This window comes from Henriciella sp. (assembly GCF_029936995.1).
GTDB lineage: Bacteria > Pseudomonadota > Alphaproteobacteria > Caulobacterales > Hyphomonadaceae > Henriciella.
Window position 1 is genome coordinate 1 of record NZ_JAPYRE010000007.1, and the last position, 20,246, is coordinate 20,246.

Annotated in this window: 15 protein-coding genes and 1 pseudogene; 2 read left to right on the plus strand and 14 right to left on the minus strand. The window is 58.6% G+C overall.

The genetic code is table 11. The features are described from left to right. Positions 1-248 precede the first annotated feature (248 nt). The 6 genes and pseudogenes from Q1K31_RS14085 to Q1K31_RS14115 form a co-directional block, all read right to left on the minus strand. Complete coding sequence (locus Q1K31_RS14085) at positions 249-935, minus strand: OmpW family outer membrane protein (RefSeq protein ID WP_009802132.1); 687 nt, start codon at positions 933-935, stop codon at positions 249-251. 93 nt (positions 936-1,028) lie between these two features. Then, positions 1,029-2,651 carry a long-chain fatty acid--CoA ligase gene (locus Q1K31_RS14090; protein WP_300380865.1) on the minus strand — a complete coding sequence of 541 codons (1,623 nt, stop codon included), beginning with the start codon at positions 2,649-2,651 and terminating at the stop codon, positions 1,029-1,031. A gap of 126 nt (positions 2,652-2,777) precedes the next feature. Then, positions 2,778-4,406 (minus strand): choline dehydrogenase, encoded by a 1,629-nt coding sequence (locus tag Q1K31_RS14095; protein ID WP_300380867.1) that lies wholly within the window; start codon positions 4,404-4,406, stop codon positions 2,778-2,780. Between the two features lie 31 nt (positions 4,407-4,437). Beyond that, positions 4,438-5,883, minus strand: coding sequence for an aldehyde dehydrogenase family protein (locus tag Q1K31_RS14100; RefSeq protein WP_367187594.1), 1,446 nt, complete (start codon positions 5,881-5,883; stop codon positions 4,438-4,440). A gap of 10 nt (positions 5,884-5,893) precedes the next feature. Beyond that, positions 5,894-6,367, minus strand: coding sequence for a rubredoxin (locus Q1K31_RS16670; RefSeq protein ID WP_040612567.1), 474 nt, complete (start codon positions 6,365-6,367; stop codon positions 5,894-5,896). A 174-nt stretch (positions 6,368-6,541) separates the two neighbouring features. Continuing rightward, positions 6,542-7,772 (minus strand): annotated as a pseudogene (locus Q1K31_RS14115) (alkane 1-monooxygenase). 210 nt (positions 7,773-7,982) lie between these two features. On the opposite strand from Q1K31_RS14115, the gene Q1K31_RS14120 reads away from it, so the two are divergent. Together Q1K31_RS14120 and Q1K31_RS14125 are read left to right on the plus strand one after the other, a co-directional pair. Then, positions 7,983-10,598 (plus strand): LuxR C-terminal-related transcriptional regulator, encoded by a 2,616-nt coding sequence (locus Q1K31_RS14120; protein WP_009802139.1) that lies wholly within the window; start codon positions 7,983-7,985, stop codon positions 10,596-10,598. Positions 10,599-10,628: 30 nt separating this feature from the next. Beyond that, a complete protein-coding gene (locus Q1K31_RS14125; protein ID WP_009802140.1) occupies positions 10,629-11,810 on the plus strand; it encodes an FAD-dependent oxidoreductase in 1,182 nt (393 codons plus the stop codon). A 517-nt stretch (positions 11,811-12,327) separates the two neighbouring features. On the opposite strand, the gene Q1K31_RS14130 is transcribed toward Q1K31_RS14125, so the two are convergent. The 8 genes from Q1K31_RS14130 to trbE are packed head-to-tail and all read right to left on the minus strand — an operon-like array spanning position 12,328 to position 20,244. Further along, positions 12,328-12,588 (minus strand): DUF2274 domain-containing protein, encoded by a 261-nt coding sequence (locus Q1K31_RS14130; RefSeq protein WP_009802141.1) that lies wholly within the window; start codon positions 12,586-12,588, stop codon positions 12,328-12,330. A 3-nt stretch (positions 12,589-12,591) separates the two neighbouring features. Beyond that, complete coding sequence (locus tag Q1K31_RS14135; protein ID WP_112062329.1) at positions 12,592-13,770, minus strand: TrbI/VirB10 family protein; 1,179 nt, start codon at positions 13,768-13,770, stop codon at positions 12,592-12,594. Next, the gene (gene trbG / locus Q1K31_RS14140; RefSeq protein WP_112062328.1) at positions 13,767-14,804 is read right to left on the minus strand and encodes a P-type conjugative transfer protein TrbG; all 1,038 of its coding nucleotides are present in this window, start codon (positions 14,802-14,804) and stop codon (positions 13,767-13,769) included. Before trbG ends, Q1K31_RS14135 begins: the two co-directional genes overlap by 4 nt. Then, on the minus strand, positions 14,801-15,484 hold the full coding sequence (gene trbF, locus Q1K31_RS14145; protein WP_112062327.1) for a conjugal transfer protein TrbF: 684 nt from the start codon (positions 15,482-15,484) through the stop codon (positions 14,801-14,803). The genes trbG and trbF overlap by 4 nt, the downstream gene beginning before the upstream one ends. Continuing rightward, positions 15,484-16,770, minus strand: a complete 1,287-nt coding sequence (trbL, locus tag Q1K31_RS14150) for a P-type conjugative transfer protein TrbL (protein WP_009802145.1) — start codon at positions 16,768-16,770, stop codon at positions 15,484-15,486. The genes trbF and trbL overlap by 1 nt, the downstream gene beginning before the upstream one ends. Before the next feature lie 3 nt (positions 16,771-16,773). Next, complete coding sequence (gene trbK-alt / locus Q1K31_RS14155) at positions 16,774-17,046, minus strand: putative entry exclusion protein TrbK-alt (RefSeq protein WP_009802146.1); 273 nt, start codon at positions 17,044-17,046, stop codon at positions 16,774-16,776. A gap of 5 nt (positions 17,047-17,051) precedes the next feature. Then, positions 17,052-17,792: a P-type conjugative transfer protein TrbJ gene (gene trbJ, locus Q1K31_RS14160; RefSeq protein ID WP_009802147.1), complete on the minus strand. Its 741-nt coding sequence runs from the start codon at positions 17,790-17,792 to the stop codon at positions 17,052-17,054. Continuing rightward, positions 17,785-20,244: a conjugal transfer protein TrbE gene (gene trbE / locus Q1K31_RS14165; protein WP_112062326.1), complete on the minus strand. Its 2,460-nt coding sequence runs from the start codon at positions 20,242-20,244 to the stop codon at positions 17,785-17,787. The genes trbJ and trbE overlap by 8 nt, the downstream gene beginning before the upstream one ends. Positions 20,245-20,246: the final 2 nt, after the last annotated feature.

Genomic DNA, 20,246 nt, shown 5'->3' on the forward strand with positions numbered 1-20,246 from the left:
CTCGGCGAAACCAGCCCGCTAAGGTGAGGAAGCGCCAAAAACTCCAGCCCCGAATAAGGGCAATTTTGGGAGCGGTTCAGAAAGGGCTAGACTCTCGAAATGAGTGAGGGACGCGTGGGGCTCAGGTCAGTCACGCAATCCGTGTCCGCTTCGTTCTGAGGTCGGGCCCGTTTCCTCACATCTCCAAGAGCTTGCTTTTCGAGGTTTTGTTACTCACTTTCCTTGCCAGCTCTTCTAGCAATAATAGCTTAAAACCGGTAGGCAATACCGATGTTGAGAATTGTTGGGTCCACCGAAATCTTGCCTCTGACCGGCGCCCCGCCGAGTGTCCCAGAGATATCTGTTTCGAATGGCGTGTAACGTATATCGGCATTAGCAAACCAATTATCGCTCATTTGATAGCGCATTCCAACTTGGACAGCGGGCGCCCAGGCGTCTTTCAAGTCGAAGTCCGCGAGTGCATCCCCTTGTTCTTCCAGAAACAAGATTCGAGCGATACCGGCACCAACATAAGGGCTAACGGATGAATTAGTCGAAAAGTGATATTGAAGCGACAAAACAGCAGGGCCATATTCCGTCTCTCCAACAGGCAGTCCTGCCAAACTGCCGCTCCCTGCAAGATTAGCGCTGGCAGGCAAACCACCAAAGAAGTTCAACGCTACAGATGAATTCAAAAAATAGGAAACGTCGAAACTCAGCGTGGTGTCATCGGTGATATTGACACCAGCCCCGGGTATTGGCGCACCGCCCGCGCTGATTGAATCCAACGTTTCGTTCGTGAATACTTTCGCCGCATTCAGGCCAAAAAGCCAGTCGCCCTTGGAGTAAAGCGGTTCCGCATTTGCGACGCTGAACGACGAAAAGCCACCGATCATCGTGATTAACACAAACTTCGAGGCAAAAGGCCCCTTGGATTTTACATTAGATTGTTTCATTTATTCCTCCCTTTTGGTCGTTTTTTCGCGCCCTATGCGCGGTCGCAAACAGGCGGAACATGCGATCCGCAAACCCGCTTGCCTGATTTCAGGCTACGCCAGAAGCACGTCCCCATAGGCTTCCCGCAGCTTGTTCTTCAGCACCTTACCGGTTGCGTTTCGTGGAAGCTCATCCACAAAAACGACCGTATCCGGGATCTGCCATTTGGCGACTTTGTCAGAAAAGAAGGCAATCAAATCCTTCTCTGACACTTTTGCTCCTGGTGCCTTGACCGCGACAAGGACCGGCCGTTCGTCCCATTTTTCATGTTTTGCCGCGATTGCGGCGGCATCCACGATACCGGGATGACCGACCGCGATGCCCTCAAGTTCGACGGTGGAAATCCATTCGCCGCCAGATTTTATGATGTCCTTGGAGCGATCCCGGATCGTCATGAACCCATCGGCATCAATCGAGGCCACATCGCCGGTTTCAAACCATCCATCGGATGCCAAAGTCGTGCCCGGCTCCGCACAAAAGTAGCTGTCTACGACCCAATGGCCGCGAATGCGAAGATTGCCTTGCGCCGCCCCATCCTCGGGAAGTGTGCTGCCTTCATCGTCAACGATCTTGAGTTCCACGCCATAGGGCGGGCGGCCCTGGCTTTCTCGCACTTTCGCCTGCTCTTCCTCGGTCATGCCTGCATGGCGTTCCAGCAAGGCATTCGCGGTCCCGAGAGGCGAGGTTTCGGTCATGCCCCAGGCGTGCACGACTTCGGTGCCATATTTGTCGCGGAATTCGGCGATCATCGACGGGGGACAAGCCGACCCACCGACCACTGTCCGTGTGAGGGTTTCGGCTTTGGAGCCGAGTTTGTCGAGCGATGCGAGAAGCCCCTGCCAGATTGTAGGAACACCAAGCGCGACCGTCACGCCTTCGTCGTCGATGAGCCGTGTAAGGCTGTCACCATCAAGTCCCGGACCAGGCAGGACCAGCTTTGCGCCGACCATCGCAGCAGCATATGGGATGCCCCAGGCATTGACGTGGAACATCGGAACCACGGGCATCATCACTTCGCGTGCTGAAATGTTCAGCGTATCGGGAAGGGCCGCGCCCAACGAATGTAACACCGTAGAGCGGTGCGAATACAGAACGCCCTTGGGGTTTCCTGTAGTCCCGGAAGTATAGCAAAGGCTGGATGCATCATTCTCATCGACATCCACCCAATCGGCGTTTTCGTCGCCCGAGGCCAGGAAGTCCTCGTAGAACACAAGTCCGGGGATTTTTCTTGCTGCTTTTTCATCACGCACGGACATAAGAACGAAGGTATCGACAGTCGTCAGCTTCTCCTTGATCCCCTCAATGATCGGCAGGAACGTCTTGTCAAAAAAGATGACCCGATCTTTCGCGTGGTTGATGATATAGACAAGCTGTTCCGGGAAAAGGCGCGGATTGATCGTGTGACATACCATTCCACAGCAGGAAATGCCAAAGTAGCATTCTAGATGCCGCGCATTGTTCCACGCGATCGTCGCCACGCGATCCCCTTTGAAGAGCCCCATCTTTGTCAGCGCCGAGCCGAGCTGCCGGGATCTGTCAGAAATACCTTTCCAGTTCGTCTTAGTCTTTGTGCCATCTGTTTCCACCGACACAATCTCGGTGTCGCCGTGGTAGCGAGCTCCGTGGTCGATCAGTGAATGAATGGTCAGTGGCATAGCCATCATCTGTCCGCGCATTTGGCTTCCTCTTCAGAACTTGAATTTTGGGTTGGAATCGTGCCGTTCTGAAACTGCTCGAAGCTTCTTACAATAAACCCCATCGCCCCCTGACACCGGACTGTTTTTCGCTTTTCATCATAAAGTTCAGGCAACTGAACGACTCCTGTCAAAAATACGCACCTGCCCCAGAATGATCTCGGCCGCATTCTCAGCGATGACCATGGTCGGGGCGTTGGTGTTTCCAGCGACAAGGCTTGGCATGATGGATGCGTCCACCACTCGCAGCCCAGATACACCGCGAACCTTAAGCTCGGGGTCGACCACAGAATCCTTGTCCGCACCCATTCGGCATGTACCAACCGGATGATAGATTGTTTCTGCGCTTTCCCGAATGAATGCCGCGATCTCATCGTCGGTCTGTACGGATTTACCGGGGTGCACTTCGTATTTGCTGTGCGCAGACATTGCCGGCGCTTCGAGTATCCTGCGCCCAGCTTTGAAGGCTGCAATCATCGTTCCCATATCTTCCGGATCGCCAAGATAATTCGGCTGAATCAGAGGATCGTCCATAGGATCCGGGCTTTTGAGGCCAATATAGCCGCGGCTCTTGGGCAAAAGATCGCAGATGTGAAGCGTATAGCCATAACCAAAAGCGATCTTGCGGCCATGATCTTTCAGATATGTGGGCAGGAAGTGAAACTGAACATTCGGCCTATCGCGGTCAGGGGACGACTTAATGAACCCACCGCTTTCCGCAACATTTGACGTGAGAAACCCTTTACGTCTGAAGATGTAGGAAAGCAAACCACCAATGCCACGCGGCAGAAAGCTGGGCGCGACACCGATCGGGCGCCGTGAGCTAGCAGCATGCATAATCGTTACATCGAGGTGGTCGGCCATGTTCTTGCCAACCTCGGGAAGGTCGTGAACGACGGCTAGACCATGCCGTTTAATTTCTTGGGCATCCCCGATACCGGACAGAAGGAGAAGTTGAGGCGAATTCACGGCCCCGCCAGACAGGATCACCTCGCCGCCGGCATTGAGACGCAGTTGGCGATATTCGCCGCCCTGCCGCAAGGTGACACCCGTTGCGGACTTTTCTTCCATGACGACGCGGGTCACCCGGGCTTCGGTGATGACTTCAAGATTGGAACGGGACTCAGCCCCACGGAGAAAGGCTTGCGCCGAACTCCAGCGCCGTCCGTCCTTTTGCGTGACCTGATACATGCCCAGGCCCTCTTGTTCGGCGCTGTTGAAATCGCCGTTGTGGGGGATCTGCAGTTCGCGCCCAGCCTGTACGAAATCGCGGCTCAAAGGGTTCACGGTTTTCAGCTCGCTCACGGAAAGCTCGCCGCCCTTACCATGACTATCGGTTGCTCCGAACCGATGGTTGTCTTCGATCCGCTTGAACAGGTCTGTCATGCGGTCCCAGCCCCAGACATCCGTGCCTGCCTCGGACGCCCAGTAGTCGTAATCGGCCTTGTGCCCGCGGATATAGACCATGGCGTTGATGGACGACGACCCGCCCAGTGTTTTGCCACGAGGCCAGAACAGTCTACGGCCATTCAAATGTTCTTGTGGTTCGGTATCGAATGCCCAGTTCAGCTTTTTGCTATTGGCCAACAATGCGATCCCCACTGGCATGTGAATCAGGGGGTTCTTATCCTTTGGGCCCGCTTCGATAAGCGCGACGCGTTTTGCCGGGTTTGCAGACAACCGGTTGGCCAGAACGCAACCGGCGGATCCGGCGCCGACGATGATATAGTCGTACATTTCTTCTCTCCCTATTGGTTCCGGGCGGCTGTTATCCAAGCACCCGGACCACGATGTTTATGAGGCGGCGTACAAAGCCCGTGTAAGGCGGGAAAAGCATGTGAGTGATGGAGTGATTTTCCTCCAGAACGGCTTTTTCATGCGAAAAGGCCTTGAAGCCGTATTCGCCATGGGCCGCCCCGATGCCGGAGTTGTTGACGCCGCCGAATGGCAGGTTCGGGTGCAGGAAATGCACCACTGTAAGGTTTACGCCCACGGCGCCCGAAGAGGTGCGCGTGATAATCTGGTCAGCGAAGTCCTTGCTTTTGTCGAAGATATAAAGAGCAAGGGGCTTGGGGTTTGCGTTGATCTTGTCGATAACTTTGTCCAGATCAACATATTCGATGATCGGCAAAATTGGCCCGAACAGCTCTTCCTGAGTGATTTCCATATCATCCGAAACCTCGGAAATCAGCGTCGGGGCAACGAAGTTCTGGCCCGCATCGGTCTGACCGCCCTGAAGGATACTTGCGCCTTTGGCACGGGCATCCTCGATCAGGTTGCGCAGCCGGTCAAAATGCCTATCGTTCACGATCCGGCAATAGTCGGGCGTTGCTTTTTGTGCCTCGGGCGTTTTCCCATAGACCCGACCGATCTCGGCCTGAAGCGCGGTCTTGAACGCGGCCGATACATCGCGGTGCACATACACATGATCGGGGGCGATACAGGTCTGACCGTTGTTTGAGAACTTGCCCCAGACGATGTTTCGCGCGGCCTTTTTGATATTGGCGTTGGGCCCGACGATAGTGGGCGACTTGCCACCAAGTTCCAGAGTGACCGATGTCAGGCTTTTTGCCGCCGCCTCCATCACGACCTTGCCGATCGCCGGGCTGCCCGTGAAGAATATGTGGTCGAAGGGCAGTGACAGAAGCTCCTGGGAAACCAAGGCATCGCCTTCGATGACCTTGACCAGATCCGGTGTGAACGCCTCTTCCACGATGTCGGTGATGACCTGGGCCGCATTCGGTGTCATTTCGGACGGCTTGATAATGGCGCTGTTGCCGGCCGCGATTGCCGAAACCAGCGGCCCGAGCGAAAGATTCACCGGATAATTCCAGGGCGCGATGATCAGGCATACACCCTTGGCCTCGGGGCGAACCCGTGCCTTGGTGCCAAACACCCCCAAAGTGGCGCGCGCCCGTTTGGGGCGCATCCACGACTTCAGATGGTGTTTGGTGTGCCGGATTTCCTGAAGCACAGGAAAGATCTCGGTCAGTTTCACTTCTTCGGCGGGTTTGCGAAAATCAGCCGCGCAAGCCGCGATGATTTTGTCCTCGTTCCGTTTGACGGCCTCTGCCAGGCGGTCCAGCTGTGCGATACGTGCCTTGCGGTCAAAGACCGCCCGCCGGGCAAGTTGTGCTCGAATCTGGGTGTCAAACGCCGCTCGGATGTCATCGGCACCGGCTGTTTTGGCGGGAAATGAGGCAACCTGATTCATGTTCACGCTCTTATTTTTCTTCGTAGAGGACATAGTCCTCTTTCGTGGCACCACAGTCCGGGCAGCACCAATCATCGGGGATCTGGCTGAACAAAGTTCCCGGCGGAAAACCTTCGTGTTCGTCGCCAAGGGCTTCGTCGTAGATATGACCGCATGTGATGCAAAGCCATTTCCGGTAGGCGGTTCCGGCGGCGGGGGCCGCCTGTGCCACCGGAGCAGGCGGCGGTGCGGCGGCAGGAGCGGCAACCGCCACGGGTGCGGGTGCCGGGGCCGGAGCGGATGTCGGTGCCGGTGCCGGGGTTGGTGTAGGCGCTGCGGCTTCTCCGATCAGCAAAAAGTCCTCTTTGTCGCGGACCGCGCAATCGGGGCACGCAAAGTCTTCGGGCACTTGCGACCACGGCGTTCCCGGCGGGAAACCTTCATGCGGGTGGCCCTGGATTTCATCGTAGGTGTATCCGCAATCCGGGCATTGATATTTGGCCATTGTTCATTCCTCCCTTACACACATGAGTTGACAGGCAAGCACATGCGTCGTCCCAGATTTTCTGTCGGTTGTGTCTGCGGCCCCGTCTTCGAGTGCGAGCAAGGGGCTGTTTGTCAGGTCAGGGTTGGCCCCATCGGGGCCAACGCCTTTGTCTGAGATGCCAAGCCTTGGGTTTTATTCGGCGGGCATTGCGGCAGGCTGCGCAGGTGCGACCGACCCGAATTTGCGGTCATAGTAGTCGCGCATACCGGGTTCGATCTGGATCTTGTTCAGATCGCCTTTGGCCCAGTCCAGGACACGATGATCCATGATCGACCGGAACCAGGAGGGGATCAGCGCGGCAAAGAACATCCCGGGATAGCCCGAAGGAAGCGCAGGCAGATCCTTGAAGTCCCGCAGGGATTGATAGGACCGCGTCGGGTGCGCGTGGTGGTCCGAGTGCCGCTGCAGGTGGAACAGGATCAGGTTGGACATGATATGGTTCGAGTTCCACGAATGGTGCGGCTTCTGATGCTCATACTTGCCGTTGGGCAGTTTTTCGCGCAGCAAGCCATAATGCTCGATATAGTTGGCCGAAGTCAGCTGCCACCATCCGTACGCCATCTGAATGGGCAGGAACACAAGCATGATGGGCCCGAAGAATGCCAGCAGCCCGGCGTAAAGAACGACGGTAATGATCAGCGGCTGAAGAATTTCGTTATCCAGGCTCCAGACGCTCTTACCACTCCGCTCAAGGCGCACCTCTTCTAGCTCCCAAGCGCGTTTGAAAGCCCCGGGGATTTCGCGGGTTGCGAAAGAATAGATGTTTTCGCCCATACGCGAGGTTGCCGGGTCTTTCGGGGTGGCCACGTCACGGTGGTGCCCTTTGTTATGTTCGATGAAGAAGTGGCCATAGCCCACCACTGCCAGCACCAGTTTTGCCATCCAGCGATCAAAAGCTTCCTTCTTGTGACCGAGTTCATGGCCGGTGTTCAGCGCCAAACCGTTGACGACCCCCAGCGACAGTGCCAGCGCGACGAATTCGAGCGCATTCAGAGAATGGGTTGCGACCCACCAGCAAGACCCGATCAAAGCCGCATAATGCATGGGCACCGTCAGATAAGTAAGCACGCGATAATATCGGTCTCTTTCAAGATCAGGTACGGCCGATTCGGGGGGATTGGAAAAATCCTCGCCAAACATAGCGTCCAGCATCGGAACCGCCAGATACCATAAAATCAGCACAGTCCCGTACCAGATGCTCCAGCCGGTTACCGAGACCAGAGCCGGTTACCGAGACCAGATACAGTCCGATTAGCGGCGTTGCCGGCCAGAATACGGACAAAATCCAAAAATACCGTTTCTTATCAACGTATACTTCATCGGCGCCAGCTTGCGCCGTGGACGCTTGGCTTAGATCGCTCATAGTCTACTCCTCCCAAGGAAAAGGCTGTTGTAAGTTTCTGTATTGGCCAGAAGAGCATCTCCTTTTCGTACTTGCTGCTTCTTGCCGCTTGGAATTAAGCTGCCTCTCAATCAGGTCACCCCACAACTACACGTTCGTGTAGTTTAGAGTTTTTGTGCGCTAGGTAAGATGTCGGCACGCCTACGATACATCACTTTCAGGGAGGGAGGGATGATTAAGACCTCCAGCGCAATCCCGAACGACATCTACGATTTTCTGGAACGCATGAATGTCCGTCAAAAGAAATTGACTCAGGGCTGCCTGAGACGTGACAGACTGGATATTGCGGGACACCCCGGCGCGAAATGCCTCCTTTATCAGGCACCTCGCGGCTTCGGCAAATCAGTGCAGATCGCCTTGTGCGCCCAATCGGCTGCCGACCGAGGAGACGATTGTATCTATCTGGACCTGTCGTCGTTCTGGCCAGAGAGCGTCTCTGAAGCGGACCTTATTGCAACCGCGATTGTCGCAATGCTTTCGCCACCGGACCTTCCCGTCACGTCCGGTGATCGCGGCCCAGAGATCATCGCACTGCGCCTTCTTTTCGATTGGAAAAGACCCGTCATGATTTGCTTGGACGGCGTTTCTGACTCTGCCGCCACACAGAGATTTCTGAAAACGATCACCCTGGAAACGCCAGAAGCCGTTCGACTGGTAGTAAGCGGGCACCAACCGGGCACGTTGGTCACCCTGTCGGTAGTTTCGCATGTGGTTACGATCGGTCCAAGAGAGTTAAGCTTCACTCTTGACGAGACATGTTCAATTCTACCGTTGGAAGCCGACCGGGCGACGAAGATATACAACAAGACGGCTGGTTGGCCGCTTCTATGCGCACTGGCTGGCAAATCGAAAGCATCAGGCGACGCGATCGCTGACCTTTCAGAGGTTCAGGCATACTTCGAAACCGACGTACTGGCACAGATTACGCGGCCGCTCCTCGATCACCTGATTAACGCCAGTTGGCTGGAGGAAATCACGGCAGACTGCAGCGATTATGTGTTCAAGATTAACGATTCCAGTTGCAAATTGGCAGAACTAGCATCGCGCCACGGGCTTTTGATATCCAGCGTTGAAAAACCAAAATGCTATGAAATGAACCGGGCCCTGAAAGAGTACCTGCGCAATCGTTTCATCGAAGCAAATGGATCGCGTCGGTCGTATTTCCTAAAACGTATCGCATTCTGGCATTGGCGAAAAAAAGAGTACCGTTTGGTCGTGGATGTTGCTCTTCGCGCACACGATCACAACTGGGCCAAACGGCTAACTGATCAAGCTCTGTTCGATCTAGCCCTGAGACAAGGAGAGATTGAGGCCTTGACGATCTGGTTCACGGGCATTCCCAGAGCCAAACTGCTTCAGATGCCATCCTTGGCTATCGGATATGCTTGGGTGCTGTACTTCAGTCAACGCGCACAGGAAGCACAGGATGTGCTTTCCAGGCTGAACGACCAGAGGGTTTCCGCACCTTCGGAGGAGGAAGATTCGAATGGCTGGGGGAAACTGGTGCATGCCATCGGTCTTGCCACCCACGATGAATTGAAAGAAAGCGATGAAAGATGCGCGGCCTGGGTTGATACCTATGGGTCGGCCAATCCTGTCGGCCATGCCGCGGCACAGACGTGCAGAGCATTCATCGCCGCTTCCGGCAGGCAGTTTGCTGCCCTTTCAGATCAAATAGCCTCCGCCACGGTCGTGAGCGGCGCGGTCCGTCACCGTTATGCGTTTGGCTGGCTTGCTGCTGCTGGGATTCTGGCTAAGCTGCTCAATGGCGACATCTATGGCGCGCGCAGCGAGATTCGTCGCGCACAGAAAAACGAAAACGTCGCCCATGAGCGCACACCCTTTATCAAAGGAATGCTCGCGGCCTTCGAGCTTCAGGTCCAAACAGAAGAAGAGTCGATCACACCCGATGAGCGTCTTGTGCAAGAGGCTCTGGATTTTGCGCTGGAATTCGGGGTGACGGATGTGGTGTGGAACACCGTCCGAAGCGCGGCCGAGATCTATATTCGCCAGGGTGACACATTGCAGGCGTTCTTGTTGCTTGAACGTTGCCGCCTGATGGCAAAGGATCGCGGTCTGAAGCGGCTGGGCATTCTGGTGCGATTGGGCTCCGAAGTCTTTGCTATGGGAACCCGAACCAGCACTCCGCTCTCGACCGAGCCGCTTCCGTCCGACGAAGACCTGCTGTTTCTGCCAAACCAGAATCGCGCCATCCAGGCGGAAATCGCCTTGCTAGAAGCCTCAAGATTTCTGCGAGACGGCAAACTGGGCCTGGCCGAGATGCACGCTCGAAAAGCCCTTTCCAACTTTTCCGCCGTCCGAGACCAACGCGGAGAAATCAGGGCGCAATATACGCTTGCGACTGCAATTTATCTGATGGGCGAAAAAAAGCAGGCGCTGAAAAGAATCGCCGATGCCGATCTGAAGGCACAACAACTGGGCGCTTTCAGGTCCTTGATAAACAGGCGGCATTTTCTGCGTGTCATCAGTCCAGCGGCGAAAGCGTTCTTGGATCAACGGACAACTCAGGTCGCCAGGACCAAAGTACCTGCGCATGATGTGCAGATTACTGAACGCCCCTTTGCATATAGATCGGCCCCCATAAGTCAGAAGCAGGTAATCGTCCTGCAACATGCCGCACTTGGGCTGAGCAACAAGGAAATTGCAGTGCGCATGCATGTCACGGAAGACACCGTGAAGTGGCATTTCAGAAAAATTTTGCGTGGTCTAAACGTCGCCAATCGCACCGAGGCAGTAATGGCTGCGCGCTCGCTTAGCCTCATCTAAACAATCGGTAAACCCGGGGAGGAAAGAAACATGAACACAACTGTGATTATCGGCAATGGAGCGGCCGGAACAAATGCTGCCGCAACCTTGCGCATGAATGGCTACGAAGGTGCGATAAAACTTATTGGCGATGAGGTGTCGCTGCCTTATCAGCGCCCGCCTCTGTCCAAGGCGTGGCTGCAGGGACCGGATAGACCGCAGCCAACTCTGATACGTCCTCTTTCATTCTACGAAGACAATCGCATCGACCTGATGCGGGCGCGCAAGGTCGTCAAGATTGATAGGAATAAGCGTAGAATCCACTTTGCGGACGGGAAGACGATGAAATTCAATACCTTGATCCTTGCCACAGGGGCATCGCCGCGTCGTCTTAATGCGAAGGGCGCGAACCTGAAAGGGATCCACTATCTGAGAGACCTGGGCGATTCGGCAAGGCTTCGCCAAGCCTTGAGCGATCCTGGCTGTCGCGACGTTGCAATCATTGGCGCCGGTGTTATCGGGCTCGAAGTGGCCTCTGCCGCGGTCAATCTTGGGAGAACCGTCACTGTTGTCGAGGCCGCCGCTCGCGCCATGGCCCGCGTTGCCTCACCCGCAACAACCAATTTCGTTACTCAGAAGCTGAAAGATGCCGGTGTTCAGTTTCTCTTCAATCAGAAGATTGAGAGGTTCGGCGCCGCTGATCGCCGCGTTTCCTCGATCCATCTTGGCGATGGATCCCAAATAAAGACCGATCTCGTGTTGGCGGGGATTGGTGCAACACCCAATATTGCGCTTGCCGAAGCCGCGGGCCTGGAATGTGACAATGGTATCTGCGTCGATCAGGACATGCGGACATCTGACTCCGAAATATTTGCAATCGGAGATTGTGCCCGCGGTGAAAACGAATTCGCATCCGGAAAACTGCGTATCGAAACCATTCACAATGCAACCACGCAGGCCCAGATTGCGGCAGCGGCCATTTGCAACAAAGAACGTCCTACCCCAGTTCCCCCACGGTTCTGGTCCGATCTCAAAGACATGAAGGTTCAGGCGGTCGGAATATCGTCCGGTTACGATCTGGTTCGCAGCGATGCTTCTCAGCATCCACCAACTTTGGAAACGCATCTGAAATGCGGCGAACGTCTTATCGCAGCCGAGATCGTAAACCTTCCCAATCGTCAGAGCGCCCTTGCGAGAGCGATTTCTCCGCGCATTCCAGTTGACACTCAATAATCCACAATCAGGTCTGATTTTGGGGCGAGTTCGGCCACTTTTTCTGCTTCGAAGCCGCATCCAGAGTATTGGACAGATTCCACACCTCGTTCTTTGCGCCTGGATTTGAATTTTCAATAGGTTGTCCATTGGGCGATGCCGAAGGAGACTGATGTTCCGACACGTCAACTTCGCCGGAGGAACACCACATGGACATGCATCAGAATGCGCGCACTGACCCGATCCTTTTGGACGCGGCCACGAACAAAGAATCACCTGGCTGCATTCATGGAGGTAAAGCGATTTCGGCCTGAAGAAATCATATCGAAATTGCGCAAGGCGGAGGCAACTGTGCGCATCGCGACGACTGCCACCCTGCTTTCTTCCCACAAAGACAGCTATACTCAACAGGACATTGACAGCTGGCGATCCAGCCCTCCCGCCAGGTTCCTCACAGGCGGTAGCCACCGGAAGGCGAAGCTTTTTTGGTGATTGAACGCTCGATGCCTGGATGGCCGTGATGATGAAGCTTCGGACATCAGGTGATTTGTGGTTCCGACGTTGACCGGGGGGAGTAAGGCGACCGGCCACTTTTTCGAGATTTCGAGAAACCACGATCTGTCGCCATGAACCGCGCCAACATAGGTGCGATAAGCTTTGCGGCTTCGTTCTTCTGTCCGGTCTCACGGGCCAGCACGTCAGCATAGGCAACAAGATCGCGATGCACATCGGCGGGAAGTTCAATACTCAATTTGACAGGTTTATCGTCTGGGATGGCGCCGAGTTTCAATTTGGTCATGGGTCAATTCCGATAGGGTTCGAGGATGAGGTCGCGCGTGACCATCACGCGCACTGGGAATCCGGGGCGAATGGTCAAGGTCGGCGGGATGGAAAGCTGACGACGAACAACCTCCTCACCGGCGCGGCCGATCGTGTCCTGCGTTCCTTCGCGAATGGCGCGGGCGATGTCGTCGTCATCATCGGCGCCAAGCTCCACACCGATATTCAGGACAGTGGCGAGCCCGGCCGCCATGAACAGCCGTCCCCAGTGGTTGTTGACGCCGTCTTCGAGGCCGGCATAGCCGGCCTCGTCGGCGCCGGGCTGGCGTTCGAGAACGATAGAGCGCCCATTGGGCAGAATCAGCCGTGTCCAGGCCAGCAGCACGCGGCTTTGGCCGAAAGCGACGCGGCTATCGTATTCACCGATGAGGCGCGCGCCTTGCGGGATCAGCAGGAAGCGACCGGTCGGGCTGTCATAGACATTGGATGTCACCTGCGCGGTGATCTGACCGGGAAGGTCCGAGCGCAGACCCGTGACCAGCGCCGCCGGAATGACCGCACCGGCCTGGACCACATAGGGGCTTGGCGGATCGGTGAGCCGGTCGTTGCTTGTCGTGCGTCGATCAATGGGTTCGTCAAGGAAGGCTTCCCGTCTGTCCGTGGCATCTGGTGCTGCGCTTGTTACGCTCGCGGGAAAGAAGGATCCGGCGCCGGATTGTAAAGGACCGACCGCCGACGAAGTTTGAGGCTGGTCATCGATGGTGGTCGTGGCTTCAGCGAAAAGTCGGCTGAGCCGGGCTGCCTCCAACTCCTGCGACCGGCGCTGTTCGTCAGGATCGACGGCAGGCGCAGCGACGACCGCCGGCACGGGCTGACCGCGTTGTTGAGCTGACAGGATCGGCCGCCCGAGCTCCCCGGGCAGTGGCGGCCCAAGTTGGGGTATGTTTGTGTAGTCGGTCGGAAGGCGCGACAGACCTTCGGCTGCCTGGATTCGCTCGGTCGAATAGAGTTCCGGCGGTCCATCGGCCGGTTTGCGATCTTGCAGAGCCACAATCAGGATGGCACCGAGACCGAGGCCTCCGACCGCGCCAAGCACCGTCAGCGTGCGGCGCGAGAGACGCATGACCGTTGGCGGATCGGCGCGCAGCCGCAAAGAGGCGGCAATCTCTTTGTCCTCACGGGATTCTCTATCGTCGCTCATTTGCGTGGCCCCACGGCGCCGGGGCGTGACGCGGTAGGGGCGTTGCGGCTCACCCCGTCGGTGCGGACGATCCGCACGCGTTTCTGCCTGTCGCCGAGACGCAGTTCGGCGGCGGCGAAGAGCCGATCGACGATCATGTAGTTGCGGGCGATGCGATAGTTGACGAGCTGGCCTTCGCCTTCCGGACCGATAACGAAGAGCGGCGGCATTTCCCCCTGTCCGATCCCGCGCGGGAACTCGATGAAGACCTGCCGCCCATCATCGAAAGCGCGAAGCGGCCGCCAGGGCGCGCGGTCGCCCTCGATCCGATAGCGGAAGCGCAAGGAGTCGAGGACCACGTCACGTCCGATCGGCAAGGCTGCTTCCGCCTCGGCGTTGCGCCGCCTGAGCGCGATCAAGGCATCCTCGGCATAGGTCCACGAGACGGACGCCATGTAGGCGGACGGGTTCGCTCTCAGTTCGAGATGATAAGTCCGCCGATCCGTATTGATGACGAGGTTGGTCTGAAGATCAGGCCGCGTCGGTTTGACCAGAATATGGATGCGCTGATCATCCCCTGAACCGCTCTGGGTGTTGCCGATGATCCAGCGCGCCGTGTCGCCGGCCGCGATCGGTCCGGAGCCAACAAGGCTCTCTCCGGGCTGCAGGGCGATATCGGTGATCTGCCCCGGCGATGCGTAGACCTGATAGAGCGCGCCCTCGGTGTAGGGATAGAGTTGTACGGCGTTGATGAAGCCGTCTCGTACCGGCTCCATCCGGGCGGCGGCGTTCGCCTCGTTCACCCGCTCAGCGGGACCGGCAGATTCCGGCGCTCGGTCTCCCCCATTGATCGGCTTGAGTTGACCAGGCAGCGGCAGTGGGCTGGTGCGCTCGACGATCCGCACCGGACTCTCCGGTTCCGGAAGAAGCTTCGCTTCGATCGGAGGGGTGTCGTAAGCGATCTCCGGCGGTTTGAAGGTCGCGCATCCCGAGAGAGTGGTCGCGGCGAGGAGGACCGTCATGGAGGCTTTGTTCAGGCGAAGTGTCTTTATCATTGGGCGGACTCCCGGGACCAGTTGATGGCGTTGACAAAGATGCCGAGCGGGTTTTTGCGCAGGCGCTCGGCATCGCGCGGCTGTTGCAGAACGATGGTGAGAATGGCGGTCCAACGTTCCGTTGCGGCGAGTTGTCCGTTGGCGTAGCGGCGCTCGATCCAGGCGATGCGGAAGCTGCTCTCGGAGGCGCGGATAACGCTGGAGACTTCGACCGAGATCTGCGTGTCGCCGACCTTGGCGAAGGGATCGTTCACCCGGGCGTAGTCGTTGAGCGCCAGCGCGCCCTTGTCGGTCGTGAAGTCGTAAGCGTGCAGCCAGTTCTGGCGCAGCACGATCGGATCGGCCGGGATTTGGCGCACATTCTCGATGAAGCGCGAGAGGTGGTAAGCGATCTGCGGATCGGTCGGTCGGAAGTCGGCGGTGGCAGGCGTCACGGCTTGCGCCGCGCCAAGCCTGTCCACCTCGACAACATAGGGCGTGATCGTCCCTTGTGTGGACTGCCAGACAAGCGCGGCGCTGAGCCCGCCTGAGAGCAGCAAAGAGCCGAACGCCATCAGTCGCCAGTTCCTGGCTTGCACGCGGGCGGACCCGATGCGTTCGTCCCAGACCTGTGCGGCTTTCTGATAGGGCGTGACGGGCTCTGGGGTCTTGGAATAGCGAACGCTTGGACGACGGAACATCATGATTTCTCCGAAAGGCTGACGGCGGTCCCGCCGCCACCATGGTCGCCAGAGCGAACGGCATGAGCTGCGACGGCGGCGCCGTGGTGAAGGGTTTGCTGTTGTTTCATGCGCCGCGCCCAGGCTGGCGGTACGCCACTGGCTGAGGGCGAGACGTCGGGGCTGTTACTGAACTTGCCGCCGGTCGCTTCGAAGGCTGCGCGCGAACCTGAGCGGTAGCTTTCGCTCATGGAACGGCGAAGCGGGTTCGTTGCGGCGCTGACGCCCGCTTTTCCAACGCTAGAGAGACCGGCGGCGACACCGGAGGCGCCGCCGCCAGCGGCAGCGTTTCCCATGCTGTAGGCGGTCGAGGCGCCACCGGCGACTGCCGCAGCGCCGCGCGCTCCGGCGCCGACTGTTCCGACGGCCATCCGGGCGCCAGCGACCCCGCCGACAGCAAGCCCGCCGGCGGCGAGACCTGCGCCAACCGCAGCGCCTGCGCCGAGTTGCGGGCCGCCCGAAACGATGCCGTTGGCGATGCCCGGACCGAAGATGCCGAGCGCGAGCATGGAAAGCGCGGCGAGAACGATTGCCATGGCGTCTTCAATGGTCGGCTCACCCGTGAACCCCGCGGTGAACTCGCCAAAGATGGTCGAGCCGATGCCGACGATCACGGCGAGCACCAGGACCTTGACCCCGGACGAGATCACCAGCCCCAACACGCGTTCAGCCATGAAGGCGGTTTTGTTGAACAGGCCGAAGGGTACGAGGATGAAGCCGGCCAGCGTGGCGAGCTTGAACTCGATCAGCGTGACGAAGAGCTGGATCGCCAGAATGAAGAAGGACAGGAGAACGACCAGCCAGGCGAAAAGCAGGATGATGATCTGGAGGAAATTCTCGAAGAAGGAGACAAAGCCCATCAGATCGGAAATCGACGCGAGAATCGGACGGCCCGCATCAAGGCCGATCTCTGCGATGCGGCCGGGCTGAAGCAGCTCGCCGGGGCTAAGGCTGCCGCCCGAAGCGATGAGGCCAAGCCCGGCGAAGCTTTCGAAAACGATGCGGGCGAGCGCGTTCCAGTTGCCGATGATGTAGGCGAAGACGCCGACGAAGAGCGTTTTCTTGATGAGCCGGGCGAGGATGTCGTCGTCGGCGCCCCAGGCCCAGAAGAGCGCAGCGAGCGTCACGTCGATGACGATCAGGGTCGTTGCCAGGAAGGCGACGTCGCCGCCGAGCAGGCCGAAGCCGCTGTCGATGTAGGAGGTGAAGACCTGCAGGAACCGGTCAATGACGCCAACACCGCCCATATCCTACTCCTTCTCGGGATCGTCGCCGGGAAGCCCGAGAAATCGGCGGCGTTGCTCTGCCCAGGCGGCGCGACACATCGTGTCGATTTCCAGCTCTTCCGGCGTCACCGTTCGGCAGCGAGAAAGTTCCGCCTGCAAAGGATTGTTGGTCACGGGAGGAACCGATGGCGTTTCCGGAGTGACCGTGTTCGCCAGCTCAACCGCGGCGAAGAGCGCAGCGAGCCCGCCCAAGGCGATGGCGACGGGCCTGATGATTTGGTCGGGAGAATTGCGCACGGGTATTACCGGAACATGCTGACGGCGGTTGGCGTGTAGCCGGTCCCGTAGTCGAGGAAGCGATTGAGGTTCTCGCGCCCCTGCGCTTTAGCGGACGCGCGCCGAGCCGCGTCCAGCGCGTCCGCGCGGTTCTGCGCGGTGATGGCGGCGGTTAGGTCCGTCATCTGCTGGCTTTGCAGGGCGAGAAGTTGATTGCCGGCCTGCGCCGCCTGCAAGGTGCCGACCGCACCCTGGCTTTGCGAGACGAGAGTGCTCAATTCCGTGCGCGTCGCTTCAATATTGCCGACGACGCCGGCCTGGACCTTCAACGCGTCTTCATAGCCTGCAACCGAGGTCCGCCAGCGCGCCTCGGCATTGGCGTTCATGGCGGCGAAATCGCCGGTTGCTGCGGCGTCTCCATATTGTTCTGAGAAGACGCGTTCGATTTCGGAGACGACGTATCCAACGCGCTGCGCTTCGCCCAGCAGATCTTCCGTCTGCTGCATGATCGACCGCAGACGCGCCAGCGATGAGTGCGGCAGGTTTGCGAGGTTGCGTCCCTGGTTGATCAACATCTGCGCCTCGTTCTGAAGCTGCGTGATCTGATTGTTGATCATTTCGAGGGTGCGTGCGGCGGTGAGAATATTTTGCGCGAGGTTGGTCGGATCGATGACGACGTCGCCGACGCCGAATAGCGCATAGGCCGGTTGCATCGGCGCCAAAGCGATGGCTCCGGTCAGCATGAGGGCGGCGAGTTTCTTACGCATGAGTAGTCTCCGTGGTTTGAGGGGATGGGATCGGATCAGGTGTTTGGCCGAGCAGTTCGACGGCCCAATCGAGACCGCGACGGGCGAGCCAGGCTGCGGCGAAGCCGTCTCGTCCGTGTTCGGAGAGGATGTCGGTGATGGCGGCGTGATCGGTCTTCGACGATGCGGCCGTGAAGGCGAGCGCGACCTCGCCGAGACCGAGCGAGAAGAGCCGATTGCCGCGGCGCGACTGGCAGTAATAGTCCCGCTTCGGCATGGCCCGCGCGACGATCTCGATCTGGCGTTCATTGAGGCCGAAGCGGCGGTAGATGTCGGCGATCTGCGGCTCGAAGGCACGCTCGTTCGGCAGGAAGATGCGCGTTGGACAGCTCTCGATGATGGCGGGCGCAATCGCGGAATTGTCGATGTCGGCGAGCGATTGCGTGGCGAAGAGGACGGAGGCGTTCTTCTTCCTTAGAGTCTTAAGCCATTCGCGGAGCTGGCCGCCAAATGTCCCGTCATCGAGCGCGAGCCAGCCTTCATCGACGATGATGAGGCTCGGACGTCCATCGAGGCGATCCTCGATCCGGTGGAACAGATAGGCGAGCACGGCCGGCGTCGCGGCCGATCCGATCAGCCCTTCGGTCTCGAAGGCCTGGAAATCGGCTGTTCCGAGTTCTTCTGTTTCGGCGTCGAGCAAACGCCCGAAGGGGCCGCCAAGACAGAATGGCGTGAGCGCCTGTTTGAGTTCGGTCGACTGCAACAGGACGGATAGCCCCGTGAGCGTTCGTTCTGCGACAGGCGCCGAGGCGAGCGAGGTCAGCGCCGACCAGAGATGATCCCGCGCGACCGGATCGATGGTGACGCCTTCTCGCGCGATCAGGCCGGACAGCCAGTCCTGCGCCCAGGCGCGTTCGCCGATATCGTCGATGTTGCGCAGCGGCTGAAGCTGGACGGCGGCTTCGTCATCCGAAAGCGCGCCGGCGAGATCCTGCCAGTCGCCACCACAGGCGACGGTCGCACAGCGGATCGAGCCGCCGAAGTCGAAGGCGAAGATCTGCGCGCCCGCATAGCGACGAAATTGCAGCGCCATCAACGCCAGCAACACGGATTTGCCCGACCCGGTCGGACCGACGACCAGCGTGTGCCCGACATCGCCGACATGGGGTGAAAAGCGGAACGGAGTCGAGCCTTCCGTCTCCGCGTAAAAGAGTGGAGGTCCGTCCAGATGATCATTGCGCGCCGGTCCTGCCCAGACTGCCGATATCGGGATCATGTGGACGAGATTGAGCGTGGAGACCGGCGGTTGACGGACATTGGCGTAGAGATGGCCGGGCAACGAGCCGAGCCACGCCTCGATGGCGTTCAAAGTCTCGGGCATGCAGGTGAAGTCACGACCCTGAATGACTTTTTCCGCCGCCTTTAGCTTGGCGTCCGCGACGGCTTCGTCCTCATCCCAGACGGTCAGCGTAGCGGTGATGTAGGCGGCGCCCGCTATGTCGGCGCCGAGCTCTTGCAAGGCTTCATCGGCGTCGGCGGCCTTGTTCGCCGCGTCGCTATCGAGCAGCGTCGACGCCTCATTGGTCATCACCTCTTTCAGGATCGCGGCGATGGATTTGCGCTTGGCGAACCATTGCCGGCGGATGCGCGTCAGCAGTTTGGTCGCGTCGGTCTTGTCGAGGCAGATAGCGCGCGTGACCCAGCGATATTCGAAGGGTTGGCTATTGAGCTCATCCAGCAGTCCCGGCCATGTGGCCGTGGGGAATCCGATGATGGAGAGGCTGCGCAGATGCGCCCCGCCCAAACTCGGCGCCAACCCGCCGACAAGCGCGCTATCGGCCAGGAGCGCATCGAGATGCATCGGCGTTTCGGGCAAGCGCAGGCGTTGACGACGCGTCGACACGGTCGAATGCAGAAAGGTCAGTGTCTCTTCGTCTGAGAGCCAGGCGGCCTCCGGCATGAAGCCGTCGAGGAGATCGAGCAGGCGATCCGTTCGCGCCATAAAACTCTCGACATGCTCTCGCGGGTTGAGGCTGCTGTCGGGCGCGTCCTCATAGAGCCATCGTCCCGCGCGGCTCGTATCGTCGAGCGGCGGCATCCAGACGAAAGTCAGGAAGTAGCTGCTTTCGAAATGTCTGGACGCATCTTCAAACTGGGCGCGTCGTTCCGCGTCCACGAGGGCGGAAACGGCATCGGGAAAATGTGAGAGCGGATAGTCGCGCGCCGGCGCCCGCTGCGCTTCGACGAACACCGCCCAGCCCGATCCGAGCCGGCGAAGGGCGTTGTTGAGCCGGCTGGACACGGCGACGAGTTCTGACGGTGTCGCGGAGTCGAGGTCAGGCCCCCGAAACCGTGCGGTGCGTTGCAGACTGCCATCCTTGTTGAGGATGACGCCCTCCGCGACGAGCGCCGCCCACGGAAGAAAATCTGCCAATAGCGAGGCGGTCGAGCGATATTCGGCGAGGCGCATCATCG